Genomic DNA, 25,455 nt, shown 5'->3' with positions numbered 1-25,455 from the left:
GCCCATGTCCAGGATCAATTTCAGCAGTCCTCGCGAAGCAGCGCGCGCGTTCACTCCAAAGCTGTCGCAATTCGTCGACTCGACGCTTTATCCACTCATCTGGAGCGATCCGGCGCTGTCCCCGCGCGACCGTAGCCTGATCACCGTGGCGGCATTGATTGCCGCTGGTCACTCGGAAGAGTTGCCTGCCCACTTACGCCGCGCGGCTGGCAACGGTGTAACCCAAGACGAACTGGCGGCAGCGATCACGCACCTGGCTTTCTATGTGGGCTTCCCTGGCGCCATCACTGCTTCTGCTATTGCCAACGCCACGTTCAGCGAAACGGAGAACAACTGAATGAAAGCCATCAACATCAGAGAATTCGGTGCGCCAGACGTCCTTGAACTCGTCGAAGTCGCCAATCCTGAAGTGCGGCCTGACGACCTGCTGGTACGTGTCTATGCCGCCGGGGTGAATCGTGCGGACCTGACTCACCGGACCGGTGGGTACGGCCGTCCGAATTTCGGCGACTCAATGATCATCGGTCTGGAAATCGCCGGCGAAGTGATCGGGAAAGGTAGCGCGGTGACGGGGTTCGAAGCAGGAGATCGAATCATGGGCGTGGTCGGAGGCGGTGCCTACGCCGAACTGGCACGCATCGATTACCGCATGGCCATGCACATCCCGGCGCAGCTTGACTATGTACACGCGGCAGCCATTCCCGAGGTCTTCGTCACGGCCCATGAAGCGATGATGCATCTGGCTCGGCTCAAGGCCGGCGATTCAGTGTTGATTCATGCGGCCGCCGGCGGCGTCGGGTCTGCCGCGGTGCAGCTGGCTTACGCCACGGGTGCCACGGTGTATGCGACGACCGACGGCAGCAAGTTGGCGCGTGTCGAGCATTTGGGCGCTGACGTGGCGATCGACTACAAGACGCAGGATTTCGCTGACGTAATCGCTGCCAAAACCCAGGGGCGCGGCGTCGATGTCATCATCGACTTTATCGGGGCGCCCTACTTCGCACGCAACATCGCGTCCCTTGCAAAGGGCGGTCGCCTGGTTCAAGTGGGCATCCTCGGCGCAGGCGGCAACGTGACCGTAGCGCTGGAGGACATTCTTTACCGCCATTTGCAAATCATCGGCACGGTGATGAAGTCGCGTACGCAGCCGGAGAAGCACGACATGATCAAGCGCTTCCGCGAGCACTGGCTTGATCGCTTTGAGGGGGCCGGAAGCCTTGAGCCTGTCGTCGATAGCACCTTTGCGTTATCACGGGCTGCCGATGCTCACCGCCGAATGGAGTCTTCCGAGAACGTCGGGAAAATCATTCTGACGATGCAGCCTGAAGACTTGCTTTGAGTCTGGCCAAAACGGGATGAAGACGCCTCCCGGAGAAATCGGCAAGACTATCTTGCTAACATCGCGCGCTCCAGCCCAATTGCACGAAGTAAACGCAGGTATTTACATGTTCGACAGAAGCGATTTCGATCAACTATCGAGTGACCAGCAGATTTGTAGTGCTGCACGAAGTGAATGTCGCGGTCTCTACTACGTCACCTATCCAAACGACGCCTTTCGATATTCTGAGTCGCAGGAGACCATCAGAATAACTCGCGCACCCAAACGACATGGTGAAGACGGACTGAAATTCTGGCTCCAGGCGGAGTACCTGGATTGGCGACCTGAAAGTGACAGCCGTTTCCCGCAACACGTATCCGACGCCAAGTTTGAGAAAATCCCGGAAGCTGTTTTCAATCAGATGATTGTGGATCGGACGATTGATTTGATTGCTCCGCTCAAGCAACCGCTGCATGAGCCGACAGGTTTTGTCGGAGCGTTGCTGATGTACTCAATGAAGACGGATTTCATCGTTTCACTGTTCGCGGAGTATGAAGACGAGTACATCCATTTCCACTGGTACACGATTTCATAAGCTCTGGCACCAAGGGCTGACGCGGACGTTTCCGGGGTTTGGAAATGACGAGCCAATAGCGCCAGGCTGTTCACGTGCGCGGACAAAGAGGCCCGCCAGAACGGGCCTCGATTTCCTGCATTTATCGCTACACCGGTTTGACTGTTGCAGTCGGCGCCCTGGCGTCGGGACCGATCTTGAACCAGATCGAGTACATCGCGGGCAGGAACACCAGCGTCATGACGGTACCGACGAGTGTGCCGCCAATCAGGGTATAGGCCAGCGTCCCCCAGAACACCGAGTGTGTCAGGGGAATGAACGCCAGGATCGCCGCCAGGGCCGTCAACAGCACCGGTCGCGCACGTTGCACCGTGGCTTCGACGACAGCGTGAAACGGATCCAGCCCTTCTTGCGCGTTGTGATGAATCTGACCGATCAAAATCAGCGTATTGCGCTCAGGATCCCCGACAGTGCAATCAATCCGACCAGCGCATTGATGCCAAACGGCTGATTGAAGATCAGCAGTGTCGGCACCACGCCAATCAAGCCTAACGGCGAGGTCAGGAACACCATGATCATCGCCGAGATCGAACGGACCTGCACAATGATGATGACCAGGGTCATGGCGATCATGATCGGCAACAACGGCAGGATCGCCTTGCCGGCCTTGCCGGACTCTTCGATCGCACCCGCCTGCTCGATCCGGTAACCGGAAGGCAGTTTCTCGATGATCGGCTGCAATTGCTTCAGCAGCGCACTGGAAACGTCCGGTGGCTGCAAGTCTTCGGCAATGTCGCCGCGCACGGTGATGGTCGGGGTGCGATCACGCCGGCGCAGGATCGGATCCTCCATGCGCACATCGACCTCGCCTATCTGCGACAACGGGACCCGCTGCCCCGACGCACCGACCAGGGTGAAGCCTTCGATTTGCTGTGGATCGAGCCGGATATCGCCCGCTGCCCGCCCCATGACCTGCACTGAACGAATATCCTCACGCACCGCCGTGATCGGTACTCCGCTGAGCAGGAACTGCAACTGCTGCGCAACCGCAGTCGATGTCAGCCCCACAGCCTGCAGACGGTCCTGATCCAAATTGAAATGCAACGACGGAGTCAGCGGGCCCCAATCAGTGTTCACGGTTCTCATCATCGGGCTGTCCTGCATCACGCCCCGCACCTGCTCGGCGATCACCCGCAACTTGGCCGGATCAGGCCCCATCACCCGGTAGGCCACCGGAAACGGCGAGTAAGGACCAAACACGATTTGCGTTGCCCTGAGACGCGCCTCCGGGGCGAGCCCTTGAGCGACCGCGTCACGAAAACGCAACTTGAGGGTTTCCCGCGCTTCCTGACTGTCGGTCAGCACCACGATCTTGGCGAACGACGGATCGGGCAGTTCCGGCGCCATCGCCAGGAAGAAACGCGGCGCCCCCTGACCGATATAGGCCGTGACGATTTTCGCCTCATCCTGCTGGCGCAGCCAGGCTTCGACCTTGGCGGCCGTGGCGCTGGTCTGCTCGATGGAGGTGCCGTAGGGCATTTGCACCTCGATCATGACTTCGGGACGGTCAGAGGTCGGGAAGAACTGTTTCTTCACCAGGCCCATGCCCGCCGCCGCCACGAAGAACAGCGTAATAACCATGCCCGCGACCAGCCATTTGCGCGCAATGACCCGGGTCAGAATCCGACGGAAGCGGTTGTATCGCGGCGTGTTGTAGATCGCCGCATGTCCACCCTCGACTGCCTTGATGTCCGGCAACAGTTTCACGCCCAGATAAGGAGTAAACGCCACCGCCACGACCCATGAAGCGATGAGAGCGATGCCCACAATCCAGAACATGTTGCTGGTGTATTCGCCAGCCGTGGACTGAGCGAAACCGTTGGGCAAAAAACCGATCGCCGTCACCAGGGTTCCGGACAACATCGGCGCCGCCGTGTGGCTCCAGGCATAGGCAGACGCCTTGATGCGATCGTAGCCCTCCTCCATTTTCACCACCATCATTTCAATGGCAATGATCGCGTCATCGACCAACAGCCCGAGCGCCAGAATCAACGACCCCAGGGTAATACGATCAAAGTTTTTGCCGGTGGCCGCCATCACCACAAACACGATCGCCAGGGTCAACGGCACGGCAGCGGCGACCACCACGCCGACACGCCAGCCCATGCTCAGAAAGCAGACGAGCATGACCACCAGCAGCGCGACGAAGAACTTGACCATGAACTCGCCGACGGCGGAGTCGATATTCACTGCCTGGTCGGTGACTTTCGAGAGGGTCATACCCAAGGGCATTTCCTCATTGATCCTGACGGTCTCGGCATCCAGCGCCTTGCCCAGATCAAGGCCGTTCCAGCCCTCACGCATCACCACACCGAGCAACAGCGCCTCTTCGCCGTTATTGCGCACCAGGAAGGTGGCCGGGTCTTCGTAACCGCGTTCGACCGTCGCCACATCAGACAACTTGAGTGTCCGCCCCTGCACGATCACAGGGGTGTCGCGGATTTTTTGCAGCTTGTCGAACGCACCATCGAGACGCAGAAAAACCTGTGGCCCGCTGGTGTCGATTGATCCGGCCGGGGTCAGTGCGTTCTGACTGTTCAGCGCGGCGAAGATGTCCTGCGGCGACAAGCCCAGGGTCGCCAACCGGTCATGCGAAAAGGAAACAAATATTCGTTCGGCTTGTTCGCCGATGATGTTGACCTTCTTCACCCCCGGCACATGCAACAGGCGCTGGCGCATGGACTCCGCATCGCGGACCAGCAGACGCTGCGGCTCGCCCTTGGCTTTCAGGGCGAACAGCGCAAAGGTCACGTCCGAATACTCGTCGTTGACCATCGGCCCGATGACGCCCGCCGGCAACTTGATCGCTTCATCGTCGAGTTTTTTACGCGCCTGATAGAACTCTTCCTGCACTTGCGAGGGCGGCGTGCTATCGAGCAACGAGACCATCGTGAAAGCGAGCCCTGGTCGCGTATAGGTTTCCGAGCGGTCGTACCATTTGAGTTCTTGCAGGCGTTTTTCCAGTGGTTCCGCGACCTGATCCTGCATCTCCTGTGCGGTCGCCCCCGGCCACGCCGTGATGACGGTCAACTGCTTGACCGTAAACGGAGGATCTTCGGCACGCCCCAGCTGGAAGAACGCCAGGGTGCCGGCAACGGCGATCAGGAAAATCAGAAAGACCGTGATCGAACGCTCGCGAACGGCGATGGCGGAAAGGTTGAATCGGCCCTCGCTCATGGACGACTCCCGGCAACGGTCGCCGCATCAGGCACGGGCATTCTTACTGCTTCACCTTCGCGTAACAGGTGAGCGCCCAGCGCCACAATCTGTTCGCCGACCCGGAGATCGCCAGCGACTCGGGCCGAATCGTCGCTCAACCCCAGCACCCGAACCGCTCGCCAGGTCACGGTTGGCGGTGTGCCGTCGATGACCCACACGCCAGGACCTTGACCCGCGTCGTAAAGCGCGGCAACAGGCACTTGCAACGATGCGGCAGGTGTCGAACCCTCGGCGATTCTGAGGGTGACTGTCGAACCTATCGGCGCATTGGCCAGCGCGCCTTCCAGTACGTAGCGCGCCTCGAACGTACGCGTTGTGCGGTCCGCCGAATCCGAAAGCAACCTCAGTTTCGCGGTAACAGCACCCGAGGCGTCGCCATAGAGTGTGGCTTGCGCGGTGGATCCTGCTGCGGGGCGCAAGGTCTCGGGCAAGTGCACGATGGCCTCGCGCTGCCCTGCCCGCGCCAGTCGAACCACCGGTTGTCCAGGGCTGACGACTTGTCCGGGTTCGGCGAGAGTTTCCACCACAACGCCGTCGGCATCGGCAACCAGCACCGCATAACCGGAAGCGTTGCGAGCTACGTCCGCTTGCGCTTCAGCGGCGCTGAGTTGGGCCTTGGCCGTGTCTGCGGCGGTTTTGATCTGATCGTAGGCCGATGCGGAAATGGCGCCGGCGCTGACCAGAGTGCGATAGCGGGCTTCGTCATCGGCTGTCTGCCTGGCGCGGGCCCGTGCGGCGATGACCGACTCCTGCTGCGCGCGTGCCTGCAGCCCCAAGTCGATGGGGTCGAGCCGCATCAGCGGCTGACCGCGTTTGACGCTCTGCCCCGTGTCAACCAGACGCTCAAGCACCTTGCCCGAAACGCGAAACCCCAGATCGCCCTGAATGCGCGCCGTCACCACCCCCGTGAAGGTGCGGGAACCGTCAACCGCAGCCTGAACGGCGGCGAACCTGACCAGAGGCGCCTGTGTGCGCGGGTCTGCAACGGATGAGGAATCACCGCACGCCGCCAGGGCGAGTGGCAACAGGCATGCGGCAATAGGGGAAATTCGAAGCCGGTGCATAGGTTCACTTACTGAAATAGGATGACCATCATATTCTCATCTTTGTGACCAATATCGTCAACAGTCACATTCCATGAGGTATTCGACGCTCCATTTTTATCATTAATGCCGTGAATGCCTTTTCAAGCCTTAATTGACACGTTGTGACCATTACGTAATATGGTCACGAAAGTCTCGTTAAGGAACGCCGATGCCTCCCCTGCGCCCGATTGCTCTTTTGGTTACCGCCAGCCTCCTGGCAGGTTGTGCGGTGGGTCCGGATTACCATCATCCAGACGCCCCGCTTTCAGATCATTACCTGGGGCAGTCCGCTGTCGAACCGCGATCCGGATCGACACCGGACAGCCTTGCCGTCTGGTGGGAAAGCTTTAATGATCCGCTGCTGACCGACCTCATCGACCAGGCCTTGCAGCAGAATCTGGATCTGGCACAGGCTTCGGCGCGCGTCACCCAGGCCAAGGCCGGCCTGGGCGCCGCAAATGCAGCACTGCTGCCCTCGGCGAACATCAGCGCACAGGCGGCACGCGCTTATCAGTCCGTCGAGACGCCACTGGGCCAGGTATTGAATTCAACACCCGGCTATGACCGTTACGGCAATGCCTACGAGGCCAATCTCGAGGCGGGCTGGGAAGTCGATGTCTTTGGCGGACTGCGCCGCGGGCGTGAGGCGGCACTGGCTGAGTATCAGGCCTCAGCAGCGGGTGTCACGGCGACGAGGTTGGCGATCGCTGCGCAAACGGCCGATATCTACATCACTCTGCGCGGATTGCAGGCGCGGCTGGACATCGCCAACCGGCAAGTCGATACCCGGCGCGCGTTGCTGGAAAAGGTCCGGTTGCTTTACGGCAAGGGGCTGGCCGCGGAGTATCAGGTGCGCCAGGCCGAGGGTGAGTTGTCGCAAGTCGAGGCGACCGTTCCGGTACTGCAAAGCGGTCTGGAGGCAGCCATGAATGCGATGGACGTGCTGCTCGGCACGCCTCCCGGCACTCACCGCACGCAACTGGCACGTGAGGGCGAGATTCCCGATGTGCCGTCGCTGACTGCGCTGGGCACACCGGCAGATCTGCTGCGGCGCAGACCGGACCTGATCGTGGCTGAACGCCGCCTCGCGGCCTCCAACGCGCGTATCGGTGAAGCGATTGCCGAGTACTACCCGAAATTTTCCCTCAGCGCCTTGCTCGGCAGCGCGACAGCCGTCTCCGGCGGCAATCTTTTCAGCAGCGGCGCGAGCCAGTCGAGCGCTGTCTTGGGTTTGCGCTGGCGGCTATTTGACTTCGGACGCATCAACGCCCGGATCGATCAAGCCAAAGGTCAGGAATCTGAAGCATTGGCCGCGTATCGCCAGTCGGTACTGCGCGCAACCGAAGATGTAGAGAACGCGCTGTCCTCACTGGTGAATCGGCAAACCCAGACCACCACCCTGGCCGGCGGCGAAGCGGCGCTGACTCAAGCACGCCAGTCCTCGTTCACCGCCTATGAAAAAGGCACCGCCAGCCTGATCGATGTCCTGCACGCCGACGAAACATTGCTGCAGGCCTCCGACGCCAGAGCGCAGGCGCGGACCGAATCGGCCCGTGCGGCGGTGGCGGTATTCAAGTCGCTTGGCGGTGGTTGGCGACCCGCTGAATCACAACCTGTAGCGGCACGCTGAGCAGCACCAGCAGATCGCTTTCAGGTCAGGGCATCAGGCTGCGCAGAATGAGGTTGGAGGTCAGCGTGGGCGCTACCTCGATAAAATCGAGATTGTGCTGCAGCAACAACGGGTTGACGAAGGGACGCAGGGCCAGATGAATCGCCTCGACGGTCTCGTCCAGCGGAGTCTTGCGCTCGAACTCTCCGAGCTCTCGCCCTTCACGCACGATGTCGAAGATAAAGCGCTTGATCTGCTCCTCATACACCTGAGCACTTGGCCAACGCTCCGCTGCGGAGAATGCCGCGATGTCGTAAAGCTTGCGATCATTGAAGAACAGGTCCACACCCGTGGCAATCACGGTCTTCACCAGCCGGCGGAAACGCTCGGTCGGCGAAATCCCCTCTGCGTTAACAGCCTGTTCGACCGCTGCAACCATTTGCCCCAGACAATTTGAGCAGATCGCTTCGCCGATCGCCTGCTTGGAATCAAAGAATTTATAGACGTACGCCTTGGAAAAACCGATGGCCCTGGCCAGATCGGAAACCGTGGTTTTGCCATAGCCGTATTGGCTGAAGTGTTCATTGGCTGCCGCGACAATCTGATCACGAATGTCGTGATCGACTGGGCCACGTGGGCCGGGCGAAGATATGGATGGCTGATTCATGGGCGTAGCTTACTCAGCCTGTCGAGGTCTTACAAATCGTGACCAATAGCGTACATATTTCACGAAAATCCGACTGGCTGAAAACGCGCTGACGTTCACGCCGTCGAACAGGGCGGATCGGCCCTTCTACGGCGTTTCCACTTCATCGACCGGCAACACCGGCAATGAAGCAAACATTTCGGCGCGGCATACCTCAAGGATTTCATCCGCCAAGGCGGAATCATCCGGACAGGCGCGCGACAAGACAATTGCACCGACCGCACGCGACAGCAAGTCGATCATTTTCTTCCTGCCCTCGCCCTCCACGGCATCCGGCCCTGTCGGATATTTTTCCCCCAGAGTTTGCAGGGTGCGCTCAATACCTTCGGCAAACGTTGCTTTCACATCGTCCGATTGACGCGCCGCGTCGCCACACAGTGCGGCCATCGTGCAACCGCTGCCGCGTCCGTCGCGATGTTCTCTGTTCACATAAACGTTGATGAAACCGGGGACATCGAGCGCCTGGGCACCGGTCAACGATTTGCCGAGACTGCAGGCCGAAGCTTCGGCCATCAGGTCGGCCTTCGACCCGAAATGCTTGTAGAAGCCTCCATGGGTGAAACCGGCAGCCGCCATGAGATCCGCCACACCGACGCCGTCAAAGCCACGCTCACGGAACAGCTCTGAGGCCGTCTCAACGATGTGTTCTCGATTGGCCTGCGCCTGGGCCTTGGTCACTCTCACGTGCAATACCTCGTGTTTAGCGGGAATTCCTGCCTCCGATGATACATAGATGTCGCCCATAATCAAAACCGTTGACAGTTTAGATTTCGATCATCATCCTAATTTCACACCCCACCGATCTCCATTCACGGGCACGGAAGATTCATCAGATGACCAAACAGACTCTGTTCACCCCCTACACCCTGGGCAGTCTCACGCTGTCGAACCGCGTCGTTCTCGCACCGCTGACACGCAACCGCGCAGGCCAGGGCTTTGTCCCCAGCGAATTCGCGGCTGTCTATTACAGCCAGCGCGCCAGCGCCGGTTTGCTGATCAGCGAAGCGACGCAAATTTCCCGACAGGGTCAGGGTTATCAGGACACCCCCGGGATCTACACACAGGCGCAGATAGACGGTTGGCGCACAGTCACCGATGCCGTCCACGCCAAAGGCGGAAAAATCTTCCTGCAGCTGTGGCATGTCGGCCGCGTGTCGCACGTTGACTTGCAAGAAAACGGCGCAGCACCGGTGGCTCCTTCTGCGTTGCGTGCCGCGACCAAAGTGTTCGTCAACAACCGCTTTGAAGACGTTTCCGAACCCCGCGCGCTGGAACTCGGCGAACTGCCGGGGATCGTCGCCGATTTCCGCCAGGCCGCGGCCAACGCGGTCGTCGCCGGGTTCGATGGCGTGGAAATTCACGGTGCAAACGGCTATTTGCTGGATCAATTCCTCAAGGACAACGCCAATCTGCGAACCGACGCTTACGGCGGTTCGATTGAAAATCGTGCGCGTCTGTTGCTCGAAGTGACGGAGGCGGTCGTCAATGAGATCGGCGCGGATCGCACCGGTGTGCGTCTGTCTCCAGTGTCGCCGGCCAACGGCGTATCCAGCAGCGATCCGCAGGCGCAATTCAATTACGTCGTCGAGCAACTCGACGCCCTCGGTGTGGTTTATCTGCACGTGGTCGAAGGCGCGACCGGCGGCCCGCGCGACGTGGCGCCTTTCGATTTTGGCGCCCTGCGCCAGCGCTTCAAAAACACCTATATCGCCAACAACGGCTATGACCTGGACCTGGCGAACGCGCGGCTCGCCGAAGACCAGGCCGACCTGATCGCCTTCGGTCGACCGTTCATTGGCAACCCGGATCTGGTGGAGCGCCTCAAGCAGGGCGCGCCGCTGTCCGCGTTCAATCCCGCCACCCTCTACGGCGGCGGCGCGGCGGGCTACATCGACTACCCGAAGCTGGCTGAATCAAGCGTCAGCGCAAGCTGAGCGCGTTCCGTTTCTCACCTTCTGAAAGAGAGATACCCCATGAGCACTCGCCCTACTGTTCTCATCACCGGCGCCTCCACCGGCATTGGCGCCGTCTATGCCGAACGCTTCGCCAAACGTGGTCACGATCTGGTACTGGTCGCCCGCGATCAGGTTCGCCTGGACACACTGGCAGCGCGCTTGCGCAGCGAGCACGACGTCGCCGTCGATGTCATCCCGGCAGACCTGACCCAACTGGATGATCTGACCACAGTTGAAAGCCGCCTGCGCGACGACGCCCGTATCGGCATCCTCGTCAACAACGCCGGCGCTGCGCTGTCCGGCCACTTTGTCGACCAAAGCACCGACAGCGTTGCGCAACTGGTTGCCCTGAACACCACGGCGCTGGTGCGGCTCGCCAGCGCCATCGCCCCACGCCTGGCCAAGGCCGGCGACGGCGCAATCATCAACATCGGTTCGGTGGTGGGCCTGGCGCCGGAGTTCGGCATGAGCGTCTACGGTGCGACCAAGGCCTTCGTGCTGTTCCTGTCCCAGGGTCTGAGCCTGGAACTGTCGCCGCAAGGTGTCTATGTGCAAGCTGTGCTGCCCGCCGCCACTCGCACGGAAATCTGGGATCGCTCCGGCGTCGACATCAACACCCTGAGCGAAATCATGGAAGTGGGTGATCTGGTAGATGCCGCACTGGTCGGTTTTGATCGTCGCGAACCTGTGACCATCCCGCCGCTGCACGAAGCCGAGCGCTGGGATGACCTGCAGGGCGCACGCCAGGGCCTGCTGGGGCAAATTCGCCAGTCTGCGGTTGCCCAACGCTACCAGACGCCACAGTGATTTTTTGCTAGCGAGCATTCGCGGCAGATTCGATGCAGGCACATGGTATTGCATCGAATCCTGCCCGCTGGCCGGAGTGACAATGAGTTCAATACAGACAAATTCCCGCCCGGGTTCGCCGACGTCATTCATCGACGCGGCGAACCAGTCGATCACGGTCAACGGCATTCCCTTCGCCTACCGCGACACCGGGCCCACAACCGGCGTGCCCCTCGTGCTGTTCAATCATTGGGGCGCGGTGCTGGACAACTTCGACCCCGCGATCATCGATGGCCTGGCGCAAACCAGACGCGTCATCACCACAGACTATCGCGGCATCGGCAACTCGGGTGGGACCGCGCCACTGACGGTGGGTGAAATGGCCGACGATGCCATCCAGCTGATCAGGGCGCTGGGGCTGAAAACCGTGGATGTGCTCGGATTTTCCCTCGGAGGTTTCGTCGCTCAGGACATTGCCCTCAAGGCGCCTGACTTGGTACGCCGGTTGATTCTGACCGGCACCGGACCGGCGGGCGGCACCGGCATCGACAAGGTCGGCACAGTGTCATGGCCATTGATCCTCAAAGGCTTGCTGACCCTGCGCGATCCCAAGTTCTACCTTTTCTTCACCTCGTCGGCCAATGGGCGACGGTCTGCCTCGCAGTATTTAAGACGCCTCAAGGCACGCAAGAACAATCGCGACAAGGGCCCGACGCCGCGCGCCTTCCTGCGGCAATTGAAAGCCATCACGGCGTGGGGCAAACAACCGCGGCAAGCGCTTGGACGCTTGCGCACGCCGACGCTGGTCGTCAACGGCGACAACGACATCATGGTGCCCAGCGTTAACTCGTTTGAACTGGCCAGGCTTATCCCCGACGCGCAGTTGGTGATTTATGAGGATGCCGGGCACGGCGGGATTTTCCAGCATCACGCCGACTTTGTGGCCAAGGCGCAGGCGTTTCTCGATGCTTGATCACGTCACGCAGCAACACCGCAACCCACCGACTACCCTCCGTACAACCAGCAAGAGCCGCACCACGATGAAAGCATTTCTGATTGATGGCTATGGCAAGAACCCCGGACGCATTGGCGAAGCGCCCGCCCCCGCAGTCGGTGCCCACGACGTCTTGATCGAGGTCCATGCGAGCAGTGTCAACGTGCTGGATTCGAAGATCAGCAAAGGCGAGTTCAAGCTGATCCTGCCCTACGCCTTGCCGTTGATCCTGGGCAATGACCTGGCGGGAGTCGTGGTTGAAGTCGGTTCGAAGGTGACACGCTTCAAACCGGGAGACGAGGTGTACGCTCGCCCGCCCGAAGCGCGGATCGGGACGTTCGCCCAATTGATCGCCGTGAACGAAACCGCGGTCGCTCTGAAACCTGCCAATACCAGCATGGTACAAGCCGCGTCCCTGCCCCTTGTTGCACTGACTGCCTGGCAAGTACTGGTTGAAACCGCCCGGCTGCAAAAGGGCCAGAAAGTGCTGATTCACGCAGGCTCAGGCGGCGTCGGCACCATTGCCATCCAGCTTGCCAAACACCTCGGTGCGTTTGTCGCCACAACCACCAGCACCGCCAATGTCGAATGGGTCAAGGCGCTGGGGGCCGATCTGGTGATCGACTACACAGAGCAGGACTTCGAAAAAGTGCTGCGAGACTACGACGTGGTGCTGAACAGCCTCGGCGCCGACGTGCTGGAGAAGTCACTCAAGGTCCTCAAGCCCGGCGGCCAACTCATTTCCATCTCGGGCCCACCCACTGTGCAGTTCGCGCAGGAGCAAGGGTTGTCCTGGCCATTGCAGCAAGTCATGCGCCTGCTGAGCCTTGGCATTCGTCGCAAAGCGCGCAAGCAGGACGTCAGCTATGCGTTTGTGTTCATGCGGGCCAATGGCGCTCAACTGCAACGCATCACTGCGCTCGTTGAGGACGGGATCATCAAACCAGTGGTTGATCGTTCCTTCCCCTTTGAATCAACGGCCGAGGCATTGAAGTACGTTGAGCAGGGACGCGCCAAGGGCAAGGTCGTTGTTGCGCTCAAATGACCACGCCGCCTGTTTCTGAATCGAACGTAGACACTGCACAGCCTTTACTGCTGGAGCGGCCCTCAGCCGAGGTGATTTCGCCAGAGGAGCAGCAAGTGCTTCAACCGGATGATGTGCAGGTTCAACCACCCGTTATCGTTTGGCGCAGTTTGATGCTTGAGCCATGAGGAAGGTTGCAGGTGATCTCGTCAGGCTGTCGCGCTCGACTCGACAAGATGAATTTGCGTGGCATTGCGTCCGGCCAGCCAGGCCAGCACGGAAGCGGCGACCAGGACAGCGGCGCTAAGCTCGAAGGTCGCTTTGTAGCCGCTCAAATCAAAGGCCAGACCGCCAATGATTGCGCCGCCGGCAATTGCCAGTTGGACGATGGCTACCAGCAAGCCGCCTCCCGCCTCAGCATCATCCGGGAGCGTTTGCGCCAGCCATGTCCACCAGCCGACCGGCGCGGCCGTGGCGACCAGCCCCCAGAGTCCGAGCAACACGGCGGTCAGCACCGGCGATTTGCCGAAACTGATCAACGCCAGCGCAATCACCGCCATGATCAGTGGAATGGCGGTCAGCGTGCGGTAGAGGCCGCGCCCCATAAACCGTTCGATCAGAAAGGTGCCGATAAACCCGGCCAGTCCCAGCCCCAGCAGCATGAACGACAAGGTTGAGACACTGACGCCCGTCACGCCCTCAAGAAATGGTCGCAGGTAGGTGAACAGCATGAACTGGCCCATGAAAAAGACGCTGACGGCGACCATGCCCAAGGCCACTGGCAATTGCTTCATCAGCCGCAGAACGTTGCCGCTACCGACCTGGCGCTCGGCCTTGAAGGACGGCAGGCTGATCAGCAGCCACACGGCGGCAAGCACCGCGACCGGAACCACACAGAAGAATGCGCCGCGCCAGCCGATCAACGAGCCCAGAAAGCTCCCCGCCGGAGCGGCGATGACCGTGGCCAAAGCGTTGCCGCCATTGACGATGGCCAGCGCGCGGGAAACCTGTTCAGGCTTCACCAGGCGCATGGCAGTCGCCGCCGACAACGACCAGAAACCACCGATCGCAATCCCGATCAGCGCACGTCCGAACATGAATGACGGGTAGCCCGGGGCGAGCGCGACGACCGTTCCGGAGACGATCATCAGCAAGGTCAGGCCCAGCAGAAGCTGCTTGCGTTCGATGCGAGCGGCGACCGAGGCGATCAACAAACTGGTGATCAAGGCAAAGCCACCGGACACGGAAATCCCCTGCCCGGCCTGGCCTTCGGTGATGTGCAGGTCTGCCGCAATCGGCGTCAGCAGGCTGACGGGCATGAACTCTGAAGCGACCAAAGCGAATGCGGCCAGCGACATCGCCAGCACGGCGCTCCAGCCGCCTGTTCTTTTAGAAGGATCTGTAGAAGGAAACGTCATGGAAACTACCTGTGATGCGAAAAACGTGGGGGGTGATGCGCAGGGGCAAGCAGTTTGTCGCCCGTCCGGGCACTGCCCCTGTAACAGATAGACACATTCTCCCGGTCAATCCGGTGCTTCCCTAGTGCATTCCTCTTGAATGCTTGCCTGATCCTCTGGGGATGCAGGGTGATAGATAGGAAACGTCTCGCGCGCGCATTAGAGTTCGGTCAAAGGAGTGAGCCCACATGATCCCTACCCCTCTGCCCCAGGAATCACCTTTGGCACGGCACATCGACCCGCGTGTGAACGCACCGGGTGACTTCGCCACGTCGATACCCGGGCTGTCGCTGTTTCGTCGCGACCAGCCGGCGCCCCCCGTGGTGTGCATGATCGAACCCAGCCTGATTCTCGTGGGCCGCGGCGAAAAGCGCTTGTGGGTCGGCGGTGAGGGCTACAGCTATGACCCGTCGCGGTTTCTGGTCACGTCGCTGGATCTGCCCGCGAACTCCGAAGTGATGCTCGCCAGTCCCGAGCGGCCCTGTGTCGGCTTCGTGCTGAAGCTGGATGTCAGCATGCTTGCCGAGGTCATCACCAAGAGCGGCTTGCCCGCGAAACGCCAGCCATCAACGGGTACGGGCGCCGCGATTGGCAGCCTGTCGTCTGCCCTGGAAGACGCGCTCGATCGCCTGCTGGCCCTGCTCGATGAACCCGAGGCGATCCCGGTCCTGGCGCCGCTGATCCTGCGAGAAATCCACTATCGGCTGCTCCATACCGACCAAGGCCCACGGCTGCGGCAGATCACTGCCGTCGACGGTCAGGGTTATCGCATCGCCAAGGCCATTGACTGGCTGAAGGTCAACTACACCGATGCCCTGCGCATCGACGATCTGGCCGCGCGAGTGCAGATGAGCGCGCCGACCTTTCACCATCATTTCCGCCAGCTCACCGGCATGAGTCCGCTGCAGTACCAGAAATGGCTGCGGCTCAACGAAGCCCGGCGGCTGATGCTGGTCGAGCGCCTGGACGTGTCGCGGGCGGCGTTTGCGGTCGGCTATGAAAGCCCTTCGCAGTTCAGCCGCGAATATGGCCGCCTGTTCGGTACCGCACCGAGCCGCGACATGGCCCTTTTACGCGGACAGCCCTACGAGGCAGAAGCGCTCGGCACAGTCGCGAATTGAACGAAAACCGGTGATGCGCCTCGCTGCGTGTCACTGCTTATAACAATGCACGTCAACCGATGATCAGCGGGTGAATCATGGAACTACGAATCAACCAGAAGACCTATCAGGTCGATGCCGACGCCGATACGCCCTTGCTGTGGGTGATCCGCGATGATCTGGGCATGACCGGCACCAAGTACGGCTGCGGTCTTGCGCAATGCGGCGCCTGCTCGGTGCTGGTGGACGGCAACGTCGTGCGCTCGTGCGTCACGCCAGTGGCCGGTGTGGTTGGCCGCGAGGTCACCACCATTGAGGCCATCGAAGCCGATGACGTGGGCAAGCGGGTGGTCTCGACCTGGGTCGATCTGCAGGTCGCCCAGTGCGGCTACTGCCAGTCCGGGCAGGTAATGGCCGCCACCGCGCTGCTCAAGCAGAACCCCAAACCGAGTGATGCGCAGATCGAGGCGGCGATGGTCAATCTGTGCCGCTGCGGTACTTACAACGCCATCCATGCCGCCGTGCATGAGCTTGCCGGCAAGGGGGACGCGTGATGAACGTTCGTATCGACCCTTCACAACACGTTTCAGTCCTGGATCTGCAGGAACCGATCAATGTGTCGCGCAGACGTTTTCTGACCGGTACCGCCGTCGGCGCACTGGTGCTCGGCTTCGGTCTGCCACTGGGTACGACGCGCGTACAAGCTGCCGCTTCTGCGACGGCCGAGCGCGGCACGCAGGTCCCGGCGTTTCTCGAGATCCGCCCGGATAACCGCGTGCGTCTGCTCTGCCCGTTCATGGAAGGCGGACAAGGGACGTTCACCGCCATGGCGCAGATCGTCGGTGAAGAACTGGATGCCGACCCAGCGACCTTCCTGGTCGAAGCCGCCCCGCCCGGCGAAGCCTATGTGGTGATGGAAAACGGCATGCGCATCACCGGCGGCAGTATGTCGGTGCGCATGAGTTACCCGGTCATGCGTCGCCTCGGCGCCCTCGCCCGCGCCATGCTGTTGCAGGCCGGCGCGCAGCAACTGGGCGTGCCGGTGAGCGAGTTGACCACCGAGCCTGGCAAAGTCGTGCACGCCAAGTCGGGCCGCTCGCTGGCCTACGGTGAACTGGCCGAGCGCGCAATGGATTTGCCGGTTCCCGGTCCGGCCTCTGTGAAGCTGCGCGATCCGAGTCAGTTCCGCTGGATCGGCAAACCGGTGAAGCGCCTCGATGCCTACGACAAGTCCACGGGCAAGGCGCTGTACAGCATCGATCTGAAGGTCGACGACATGCTGCATGCCGCCGTTCAACATGCCCCGCGCCTGGGGATGACCGTGGGCAACTTGCGCAACGAAGACCAGGTCAAGGCGATGAAAGGCGTGCATTCCGTGCATCGTCTGCCGGGTGCCGTGGCGGTGGTCGCCGAGCGCTGGTGGCACGCCAAACGTGCCGTCGAGGCGATCCAGGTCGACTGGCAAGAGCCGACGGCCGACAGCCAAGTGCGGCCGATGCCCGCCGACTTTTCCAGCGATGCGTGGTTCAAGCGCCTCGCTGAAGATAAAAGCCCCGCCAGAGACGATGAACATGAGGGCGATGTGGCTTCGATTCTCAAGGAGTCCAAGACCCGGATCGACGCCACTTACCACAACCAATACCTGAACCACGGCCAACTGGAACCGCCTTCAGCGCTGGCCCGGTTCAATCCGGACAGTTCGCTGGAAGTCTGGTTGCCGAATCAGGCGCCGGACATGTTTCGCGCCGACATCGCCAAGCGCACAGGACTGGATCCGTCGCGCATCACCTTGCATTCGCCGCTGCTGGGCGGCTTCTTTGGCCGACATTTCCTTTACGACTCGGCCAGTCCCTATCCTCAGGCGATCGCGCTGTCCAAAGCGGTTGGTCGCCCGGTCAAACTGATCTGGAGTCGTGAGGAAGAGTTCCTGCGTGACGTGCTTCGCCCGGTTGCCGCCGTGAATTTCCGTGCCGCGCTGGACAACGACGGCTGGCCGCTGGCAATCGAAGCGATCAGTGCCACCGAAGGCCCGACCGAAGCCCTCGCCGGCAAGCAAGGTGAAAAGCTCGACCCGACGGCGCTTGAAGGGTTGTCAGGCAAGTCCTATGCGATCCCCAACAAGCGCATCGCACAGATCTACGTCAAAGGTCCGGCGATGCTTGGCTACTGGCGCTCGGTGGGTAATTCCCTCAACGACTTCTTCTATGAATCGTTCCTCGATGAACTGGCCGACAAGGGCGGCAAAGACCCGTTCGACCTGCGCCTGCATTTGCTGCGCGACAACCAACGGCTGACCACACTGCTGCAAGCCGTGGGTGAACTGTCGGGCGGCTGGAAGCGTGGGCCGTTTACCGCCGAGGATGGCAGCCGGCGCGCGCGCGGGGTGGCCATGGCTTCGCCGTTTGGTACGGAGACGGCGGTGATCGCCGAGGTGTCCATCGAGAACGGCCAGGTCAAGGTGCATGACATCTGGCAGGCGATTGACCCGGGCAGCATCGTCAATCCGGCGATTGTCGAGGCTCAGGTCAATGGCGCCGTGGCGCTGGGTCTGTCGCAGACGTTGGTGGAAGAAGCCGTGTGGATCGATGGCAAGCCGCGGGCGCGCAACTATGACTTGTATCCGATCCTGCCGCCTGCGCGAATGGCACGGGTTCATGTGCGCGTGGTCGAGAGCGGGGAAAAAATGGGTGGCATCGGTGAACCGCCGTTGCCTGCGGTCGCGCCCGCTGTCGCTAACGCGGTGGCAGCGCTGACCGGTCAGCGGGTGCGCAGCCTGCCCATGAGCCGACACACCTTCAGTTGATCAGCGCCGGAGCGTCCATGAATAACAGCCGATTCGCAAGAACCGCTGGCTGGCTGGCGGTGCCGTGCCTGGTCGCGGCAGGCCTGCTGGCCTGGTATGTCACCCGCGAGCCTGTCCCGCGTCTGGAAAACCATCAGATCGCCGTGGCCGACATCGACCCGGCGCTGGTCGCCCGTGGCGAATACGTCGCCAGGCTCAGCGATTGCGTGGCCTGTCACAGCGTGCCGGGTGGCGCGCCATTCGCCGGCGGCCTGGAAATGGCCACGCCGCTGGGCGCGATCCATGCGACCAATATCACCCCGGACCCGGAAACCGGCATCGGCCACTACAGTCTGGCGGACTTTGATCGTGCCGTTCGCCACGGCGTGGCGCCCGACAGTCGCCGTTTATACCCGGCCATGCCCTACCCGTCCTACGCCAGGCTCAGTGATGACGACGTGCGAGCGCTGTATGCGTTCTTCATGAAAGGCGTGGCGCCGGTCAAACAGGCGAACATCCCCAGTGCCATTCCGTTTCCGCTGAACCTGCGCTGGCCGATTGCACTGTGGAACGGTGTGTTTGTCGACGCCGAACCTTATGTGACCAAACCGTCGCAGGATGAACGATGGAACCGCGGCGCTTATCTCGTGCAGGGTGCCGGACACTGCGGCAGTTGCCACACGCCGCGCGGCCTGGCGTTCAACGAGAAGGCACTGGACGAGTCCGGCAAGCCATACCTGGCCGGTGCCCTGCTCGATGGCTGGTACGCACCGAGCCTGCGCGATGACCACAACACCGGGCTGGGCCGCTGGAGCGAGGAAGAGATCGTGCAGTTCCTCAAGACCGGTCGCAACCAGCACGCGGTGGTCTACGGCTCGATGACCGAGGCGTTCAACAACTCCACGCAGTTCATGAGCGACGACGATCTGACCGCGATTGCCCACTACCTGAAGTCGCTACCCGGGGATCGCGAACGCGATGGCGCGCCTTGGCAGTATCAAGCGGTTTCGGCAGCGCAACATCTGGACTCGCCCGGTGCGCATACCTACGTGACGCGCTGTGCGTCGTGCCACGGTCTGGACGGCAAGGGTCAATCGCAGTGGATGCCGCCACTGGCGGGCGCCACCTCGGCATTGGCCAAGGAAAGTGCCTCGGCAATCAACATCACTCTGAATGGATCGCAACGAGTGGTGACGGCCGGCGTGCCGGATGCCTATCGCATGCCGGCCTTCCGTGAGCAGCTGTCGGATCAGCAGATCGCCGAGGTGCTGACCTTCATGCGCAGCACCTGGGGCAATCAGGGCAGTGCTGTTGATGCAAACACGGTTGGCAAGCTACGTGAGCACACCGATCCGGCCAGCAGCAGTCCGATCATCCTGCAGATGCGTTAAGAGGAAAACCCGACGGGAGCCATCGACTTGCGTGTGGAAACGCTCTTGCGCCGTAGCACATTCCACACCTCGTCGAATGAACATACATTCATCTAAAACATCGCTCCAAGCGTCTAGTCTGCGGGTTCCGACATAGTGACTACAGGAGTTACCCACCATGTTCTCGCATGAAAGCATCCCGCTGATCATCATCTTCACCATCATGCTGCTTGGCGTTCTCGTCGCCGTCCTCCACCCGGTACATGCGGTCATCACGTGGCTTCGCAGACGCCGCGAAGCATCTGCAACGCAACGTACGCGAAACGCCGATTCGCGCTGAATACGTCCATCACCCGCCCGGCAAGGTCCGGGCTTTCGGCTCCCCCCTGCGCTGCACCCGGTTAAAAACGGCCAGGTGTGAATACGAGATCAACCGCCAGTCAGCTCTATCCGTTTCACTCTGGACTAACGCCACCTGCAAGTCCTCTCCCACATACATCCAGCCTGGTTGCGCCCTTGACCTCTTCCACGCCGATAAGGCTACAGAGCGATACAAAAGCGCCACTGCACGACACATCCCGGGTACACGCCAATGCAAAAGTGTGGGCCATCGGAACCTTCGCTGTCCGACATCCCCCATCACTCAGGCAGGTATTTCCATGATCAATCAACTCGACACCGTGCTTTACACCGGCAAGACCCGCACCACTGGCGGGCGCGATGGCGCATCGCGCAGTTCGGACGGCAATCTGGACATCAAGCTTTCGCCACCGGGTTCGAATGGCAGCGGCACCAATCCGGAACAACTGTTGGCCGCCGGTTGGTCGGCCTGCTTCATCGGCGCCATGGGCAAGGCAGCCGCGGCACAGAAGATCAGGCTTCCGGCGGATGTGGCGGTCGAAACCGAAATCGATCTGGGCAAGGCCGGCGATGCATTCTTTCTTCAGGCGCGCTTGAGTGTCAGCCTGCCGGGGCTGGAGCCTTCGGTTGCCCAGGCGCTGGTGGACGCTGCGCATCAGACCTGCCGTTACTCAAAGGCCACTCGCGGCAACATCGACGTCACCCTGCGGCTGATCTGAATCAGCCCTGTTTGATCCTGCAAACCGCCCGATGCACGGCTTCGGGCGGTTTTTTTTTACAGAGTTGAGCGATGCCGTTCCTCCGGTTCAAACAACCAGAGGAGCGAACGGTCATTGAATGATTTACGCGAACGATGTCTCGTGCTCGCTTTCGTGGACGTAAATCCACGAGATTCCCGATGGCGAATCCGGGTCGAGGCGCATGAGCGCCGAGTCGACTTTCTTCTTGGTGATCCCGTTCTTGACCAGGTCGAAAACCGTCAGGAAGAAATCACCGGGAAGCGGCGTGATCGAGAGATTGATGATGTGTGATTCGGGGCTGCCGGCACGCTGGCCGTGCAGGCCCCAAAGGCGTTCCCAGTAATTTTCCCGGTTCATGATCTGACCGTCCGTGAGCACCACCCGGAAATCATTCGCCAGGGCATCGTACAGAGGCTTGATCGCGTCTTCCGACTGGGAAGCCACACCGCGCGACCACGGGAAAAAGAGGTTGTACCAGCGGTACACCTCGGCTTTGACGAGTGCGGTTTTATCGGTTGTTTCGGTGACTCGGCTGATTGCCATCTGCGTTCTCCTTAACGAGCTCAAAGGCGCGGGTTCTCCGTTACGCATCGCCTGGGCGATGCTCCGCGCCTCATTCAAGATCCATCCTGAAATCAACGTCACGGGGTCAGCTCGAAAGCGCTTAATGACTTCAGAATGTCTCCTGTCATTTGGCTGACCCGGCCACAAAAGTAGACACCAACCTGTTGGTTTGCATGGCAAGCTGACCAACGGTGTAACCGGCTCCTGCGCTGCAAGTGCCGCGCTTAAGCGGTTCCTTGATCACGTTTGTCCCCTCCCTCTCCTCCTGTGCAATTTCACATTTTTTTCACGAAGCGCTTTGTTGCTGTAAAAAACCCTGACACAATTATTAGCAATGATTCTCAACAGCTCTTTGTTTGCTATTTAAAAATCAGGAAGCCTTCATGTCGCGCCCTACCTCGCCGCATCGTTTCAACCCGTCACGCAACCTCCTGTCCATGGCCATCTGCATGGCCGTCATGGCCCCGGCGCTGGCCGATGAAACCCGCGAGGCGCAGGACACCGCCCCGCCCGCCACCCTCGAGCTCGGCGCGACCGCCATCACATCGACCCAGCTGGGCAGCACCACCGAAGGCTCCGAGTCCTACACCACCGGCACCATGGCCACCGCCACCAAACTGCCGTTGACCCTGCGCGAAACACCGCAAGCCGTCACCGTGATCACCCGCCAGCGCATGGACGATCAGGCGATGACCAGCATCAACGACGTGGTCAACGCCACGCCAGGGCTGTTCCTCGACTACTCCAGCGGCCCAGGCCGACAGGCCTACAAAGCCCGGGGCTTCAACATCGACAACCTGATGTACGACGGCATTCCGAGCGGCTACGACGGCGTGAACGTCGGATCCCAGCCGAATCTGGCGATGTTCGATCGGGTCGAGGTGGTCCGCGGTGCGACCGGTCTGGTCACCGGTGCCGGCAACCCTTCGGCGGCGATCAACCTGGTGCGCAAACGGCCATTGGCCGAGCAGCGCGTCACCCTGACCGGCGCCGCCGGGACCTGGGACAACTATCGCGGCGAGCTCGATGCTTCCAGCCCGCTCAACGACAGCGGCACCCTGCGCGGCCGGGTGGTCACGTCCTACCACGACGCCAACAGCTTCATCGATGACGTGGACGAACAACACAACCTGTTCTACGCCGTCACCGAAGCCGATCTGAGCGACGACACCACTTTGACCCTCGGTTTCTCGCACCAGAAGGACAGGACCAACTACTTCTGGGGGTCATCAATGATCGGTCTCGACGGCCATCACCTTGATCTGCCGCGCTCGTATAACCCCGGCACCTCCTGGGAGGACAAGGATCAGGAGATCAACACGGTCTTCGCCGAGATCCGTCAGCAACTGGCCAACGACTGGAAGCTGCAGGTCAACGCCAACTATTCCGAGCAGAACGCGCTGTTCTCCGGCTCGTACCAGTCGCGCTGGGTCAACGACACTCTGGCCCGCACGGTTTACCAGTCCAAGGCCGATGAAAACCAGGCAGGTCTCGACGCCTTCTTCAGCGGCCCGTTCGAAGCCTTCGGGCGCAGCCATGAACTGGTGGTCGGCGCCAGCAAACGCATCTACGACCTGACCACTCACAACTACTCACCCTACGACACCAACTGGCCGATCAACGCCGGCAAACCGGACTTCGTCCACACCAACAACACGCGTGAAGTCACCACTCAGGACGGCGTGTACCTGACGACTCGCCTGAGCCTGGCCGACCCGCTGAAGCTGATCCTCGGCGGACGTCTGGACTGGTACGACTACGACAACCGCGATGGCGACGGCGATTACAAAGTCACCCGCAACGTCACCCGCTATGCCGGCCTGATCTACGAGCTGGACGACCATCATTCGGTGTACGCCAGCTACAGCGACATCTTCACCCCGCAGAGCAACAAGGGCACCTCCGGTAACCCGGTCAAGCCGATCGTGGGCAAGAACTACGAGGTCGGCATCAAGGGCGAATACCTGGGCGGCGCGCTGAACGCCAGCCTCGCCGTGTTCCGCGTCGATCAGGAAAACCGCGCGGTGCAGGTGTTCGTGCCGAACTGCCCGCAGTCGTCCTGCTATGAAGCCTCCGGCGAGATCCGCAGCCAGGGTATCGACCTCGAGCTGCAAGGCGCGCTCACCGACAACTGGCAGATCGGCGGCGGCTACACCTACGCCCGCACGCACACCATCAAGGACGAGGCGAACCCGCAGAACGTCAACAAGCAGTTCGACACCGACACCCCGGAGCACCTGTTCAAACTGACCACCCGCTACAACTTCCAGGGCCCGCTGGAAAAACTGCGTGTGGGCGGCAACATCTCCTGGCAGAGCCGCATGTACAACGATATCGAACTGCTCGATGGCGGCAACTACCGCCTCAAGCAAGGCGCGTACGCCGTGACCGACCTGATGGCCGGCTACCGGGTCAATGACAACCTCGACCTGCAACTCAACGCCAACAACATCTTCGACCGCAAGTACTACTCCACCATCGCCAACTCCGTCAGCTACGGCGGCGACAGCTATGGCACGCCGCGCAACATGATGCTGACGGCCAAGTACACCTTCTGAGTTGTCCAGGCGCAGGGACGCGCCAACCCCGCAGCACTCCTCCCGCCACGCCCTACATACCAAAGCGTTAATTTCAAAAACCCATGTCTGGTGGTCAGTCGTACCCCTTTGCCCAAAGATTGCCTTCGGCCAGGGCTGCAGCCTTGTGCCGCCTGTGCAACTTCTTTAACTCAATGGGTGTTCAAAATGACTGACGAGAAAAACGGAACCACCCGTCGTGGCTTGATCACGACGGGCGCCATGGCCGCAACCCTGGCGGTGGCATTGCCGGCGCTGGCGACACAGCAGACACCAGCATCCGCGTCAGGGGTCAGCAAAAGCGCCGGCAACGGCAGTGGCTCGGGAATGCTCACCGTCAGGGATGGCACGCAGATTTTCTACAAGGACTGGGGCCACGGCCAGTCGATCGTTTTCCACCACGGCTGGCCCCTTTCGAGTGATGACTGGGACACGCAAATGCTGTTCTTCCTCAACAAGGGCTTTCGCGTCATCGCCCATGATCGACGTGGCCACGGTCGCTCTTCGCAGACCGCCACGGGCAACGAAATGGACACCTACGCCGCCGACGTAGCCGAGTTGATGGCGCACCTGAACATCCGCAACGCCGTGCACATCGGCCACTCCACCGGCGGCGGTGAAGTGGCGCGCTACGTGGCGCGGCATGGTCGCGGCCGGGTGGCCAAGGCCGTGCTGATCGGCGCCGTGCCGCCCATCATGCTGCGCACCGCAAAAAATCCCGGCGGCCTGCCGATGGAGGTGTTTGACGGGTTGCGCAAGGCACTCGCGCAGAATCGCAGCCAGTTTTATCGAGACTTCCCGAGCGGCCCGTTTTACGGCTTCAATCGCCCAGGTGCGAAAGTGTCTGAAGCTATCGTCGAAAACTGGTGGCGTCAGGGCATGAACGGCGGGATCAAGGCGCAATACGACTGCATCAGCGCGTTCTCCGAAACCGACTTCACCGATGACCTGAAAAACATCGATGTGCCGACCCTGGTGCTGCACGGTGAAGATGACCAGATCGTGCCGATCACCAATTCGGCTCACCTCTCAATCAAATTGCTCAAGCACGGTACGCTGAAAACCTACCCCGGCCAGCCCCATGGCATGTGCACCACCCACGGCGACACCATCAACGCGGACCTTCTGGCGTTTATCAATGCATGAGGTTCCAGGGCCGCGCCCTCACGACAAGCC

Annotated in this window: 21 protein-coding genes and 1 pseudogene; 16 read left to right on the top strand and 6 right to left on the bottom strand. The window is 61.0% G+C overall.

What is annotated here, in order from left to right; translation table 11 throughout:
* The first annotated feature begins 4 nt into the window (after window positions 1-4).
* The 3 genes from CAF76_RS00280 (at window position 5) to CAF76_RS00270 (ending at window position 1,913) form a co-directional block, all read left to right on the top strand.
* Entirely contained in the window at window positions 5-337 is a 333-nt protein-coding gene (locus CAF76_RS00280; protein ID WP_085646426.1) for a carboxymuconolactone decarboxylase family protein, read from the top strand.
* Window positions 338-1,339, top strand: coding sequence for an NAD(P)H-quinone oxidoreductase (locus tag CAF76_RS00275; RefSeq protein WP_039772202.1), 1,002 nt, complete (start codon window positions 338-340; stop codon window positions 1,337-1,339). It begins immediately after the preceding gene.
* 106 nt (window positions 1,340-1,445) lie between these two features.
* Entirely contained in the window at window positions 1,446-1,913 is a 468-nt protein-coding gene (locus CAF76_RS00270; RefSeq protein ID WP_039772200.1) for a hypothetical protein, read from the top strand.
* A 127-nt stretch (window positions 1,914-2,040) separates the two neighbouring features.
* Here the strand turns inward: CAF76_RS00270 and CAF76_RS00265 are convergent.
* Both CAF76_RS00265 and CAF76_RS00260 read right to left on the bottom strand, forming a co-directional pair.
* Window positions 2,041-5,129: pseudogene (locus CAF76_RS00265) on the bottom strand (efflux RND transporter permease subunit).
* On the bottom strand, window positions 5,126-6,235 hold the full coding sequence (locus tag CAF76_RS00260; protein ID WP_085646425.1) for an efflux RND transporter periplasmic adaptor subunit: 1,110 nt from the start codon (window positions 6,233-6,235) through the stop codon (window positions 5,126-5,128). The pseudogene CAF76_RS00265 and the gene CAF76_RS00260 overlap by 4 nt, the downstream one beginning before the upstream one ends.
* A 190-nt stretch (window positions 6,236-6,425) precedes the next feature.
* Here CAF76_RS00260 and CAF76_RS00255 point away from each other — a divergent pair, with 190 nt between their 5' ends.
* The gene (locus CAF76_RS00255; RefSeq protein ID WP_085646424.1) at window positions 6,426-7,886 is read left to right on the top strand and encodes an efflux transporter outer membrane subunit; all 1,461 of its coding nucleotides are present in this window, start codon (window positions 6,426-6,428) and stop codon (window positions 7,884-7,886) included.
* Window positions 7,887-7,911: 25 nt separating this feature from the next.
* On the opposite strand, the gene CAF76_RS00250 is transcribed toward CAF76_RS00255, so the two are convergent.
* On the bottom strand, window positions 7,912-8,532 hold the full coding sequence (locus CAF76_RS00250; protein WP_085646423.1) for a TetR/AcrR family transcriptional regulator: 621 nt from the start codon (window positions 8,530-8,532) through the stop codon (window positions 7,912-7,914).
* Window positions 8,533-8,658: 126 nt separating this feature from the next.
* Entirely contained in the window at window positions 8,659-9,255 is a 597-nt protein-coding gene (locus tag CAF76_RS00245) for a TetR/AcrR family transcriptional regulator (protein ID WP_178076151.1), read from the bottom strand.
* A gap of 149 nt (window positions 9,256-9,404) precedes the next feature.
* On the opposite strand from CAF76_RS00245, the gene CAF76_RS00240 reads away from it, so the two are divergent.
* The 4 genes from CAF76_RS00240 (at window position 9,405) to CAF76_RS00225 (ending at window position 13,351) form a co-directional block, all read left to right on the top strand.
* Entirely contained in the window at window positions 9,405-10,505 is a 1,101-nt protein-coding gene (locus CAF76_RS00240) for an alkene reductase (protein ID WP_085646421.1), read from the top strand.
* Between the two features lie 39 nt (window positions 10,506-10,544).
* A complete protein-coding gene (locus CAF76_RS00235; RefSeq protein WP_085646420.1) occupies window positions 10,545-11,333 on the top strand; it encodes an SDR family oxidoreductase in 789 nt (262 codons plus the stop codon).
* Between the two features lie 82 nt (window positions 11,334-11,415).
* On the top strand, window positions 11,416-12,285 hold the full coding sequence (locus CAF76_RS00230) for an alpha/beta fold hydrolase (protein ID WP_085646419.1): 870 nt from the start codon (window positions 11,416-11,418) through the stop codon (window positions 12,283-12,285).
* Window positions 12,286-12,352: 67 nt separating this feature from the next.
* Window positions 12,353-13,351, top strand: coding sequence for an NADP-dependent oxidoreductase (locus CAF76_RS00225; RefSeq protein WP_085646418.1), 999 nt, complete (start codon window positions 12,353-12,355; stop codon window positions 13,349-13,351).
* 188 nt (window positions 13,352-13,539) lie between these two features.
* On the opposite strand, the gene CAF76_RS00220 is transcribed toward CAF76_RS00225, so the two are convergent.
* A complete protein-coding gene (locus CAF76_RS00220) occupies window positions 13,540-14,748 on the bottom strand; it encodes an MFS transporter (RefSeq protein WP_085646417.1) in 1,209 nt (402 codons plus the stop codon).
* A 227-nt stretch (window positions 14,749-14,975) separates the two neighbouring features.
* Between CAF76_RS00220 and CAF76_RS00215 the strand changes: the two genes are divergently transcribed.
* The 6 genes from CAF76_RS00215 (at window position 14,976) to CAF76_RS00195 (ending at window position 21,118) form a co-directional block, all read left to right on the top strand.
* Complete coding sequence (locus CAF76_RS00215) at window positions 14,976-15,908, top strand: AraC family transcriptional regulator (protein ID WP_085646416.1); 933 nt, start codon at window positions 14,976-14,978, stop codon at window positions 15,906-15,908.
* Between the two features lie 77 nt (window positions 15,909-15,985).
* Complete coding sequence (locus tag CAF76_RS00210; RefSeq protein ID WP_027613020.1) at window positions 15,986-16,441, top strand: (2Fe-2S)-binding protein; 456 nt, start codon at window positions 15,986-15,988, stop codon at window positions 16,439-16,441.
* The gene (locus tag CAF76_RS00205) at window positions 16,441-18,690 is read left to right on the top strand and encodes a molybdopterin cofactor-binding domain-containing protein (RefSeq protein ID WP_085646415.1); all 2,250 of its coding nucleotides are present in this window, start codon (window positions 16,441-16,443) and stop codon (window positions 18,688-18,690) included. The genes CAF76_RS00210 and CAF76_RS00205 overlap by 1 nt, the downstream gene beginning before the upstream one ends.
* 17 nt (window positions 18,691-18,707) lie before the next feature.
* Entirely contained in the window at window positions 18,708-20,060 is a 1,353-nt protein-coding gene (locus CAF76_RS00200) for a cytochrome c (RefSeq protein WP_085646414.1), read from the top strand.
* Window positions 20,061-20,217: 157 nt separating this feature from the next.
* A complete protein-coding gene (locus CAF76_RS28675; RefSeq protein WP_172829481.1) occupies window positions 20,218-20,379 on the top strand; it encodes a hypothetical protein in 162 nt (53 codons plus the stop codon).
* A 319-nt stretch (window positions 20,380-20,698) separates the two neighbouring features.
* Window positions 20,699-21,118 (top strand): organic hydroperoxide resistance protein, encoded by a 420-nt coding sequence (locus CAF76_RS00195; protein WP_085646413.1) that lies wholly within the window; start codon window positions 20,699-20,701, stop codon window positions 21,116-21,118.
* A 123-nt stretch (window positions 21,119-21,241) separates the two neighbouring features.
* On the opposite strand, the gene CAF76_RS00190 is transcribed toward CAF76_RS00195, so the two are convergent.
* Window positions 21,242-21,760, bottom strand: a complete 519-nt coding sequence (locus tag CAF76_RS00190) for a hypothetical protein (RefSeq protein ID WP_256579568.1) — start codon at window positions 21,758-21,760, stop codon at window positions 21,242-21,244.
* Between the two features lie 326 nt (window positions 21,761-22,086).
* On the opposite strand from CAF76_RS00190, the gene CAF76_RS00185 reads away from it, so the two are divergent.
* Window positions 22,087-24,261, top strand: a complete 2,175-nt coding sequence (locus CAF76_RS00185; protein WP_085646411.1) for a TonB-dependent siderophore receptor — start codon at window positions 22,087-22,089, stop codon at window positions 24,259-24,261.
* A 345-nt stretch (window positions 24,262-24,606) separates the two neighbouring features.
* Window positions 24,607-25,425: an alpha/beta fold hydrolase gene (locus tag CAF76_RS00180; protein ID WP_218190794.1), complete on the top strand. Its 819-nt coding sequence runs from the start codon at window positions 24,607-24,609 to the stop codon at window positions 25,423-25,425.
* Window positions 25,426-25,455: the final 30 nt, after the last annotated feature.

Origin of the sequence: Pseudomonas sp. B40(2017), from assembly GCF_002112855.1 — a bacterium.
GTDB lineage: Bacteria > Pseudomonadota > Gammaproteobacteria > Pseudomonadales > Pseudomonadaceae > Aquipseudomonas > Aquipseudomonas pharyngis.
This window is presented reverse-complemented; position numbering and strand designations above follow the sequence as displayed.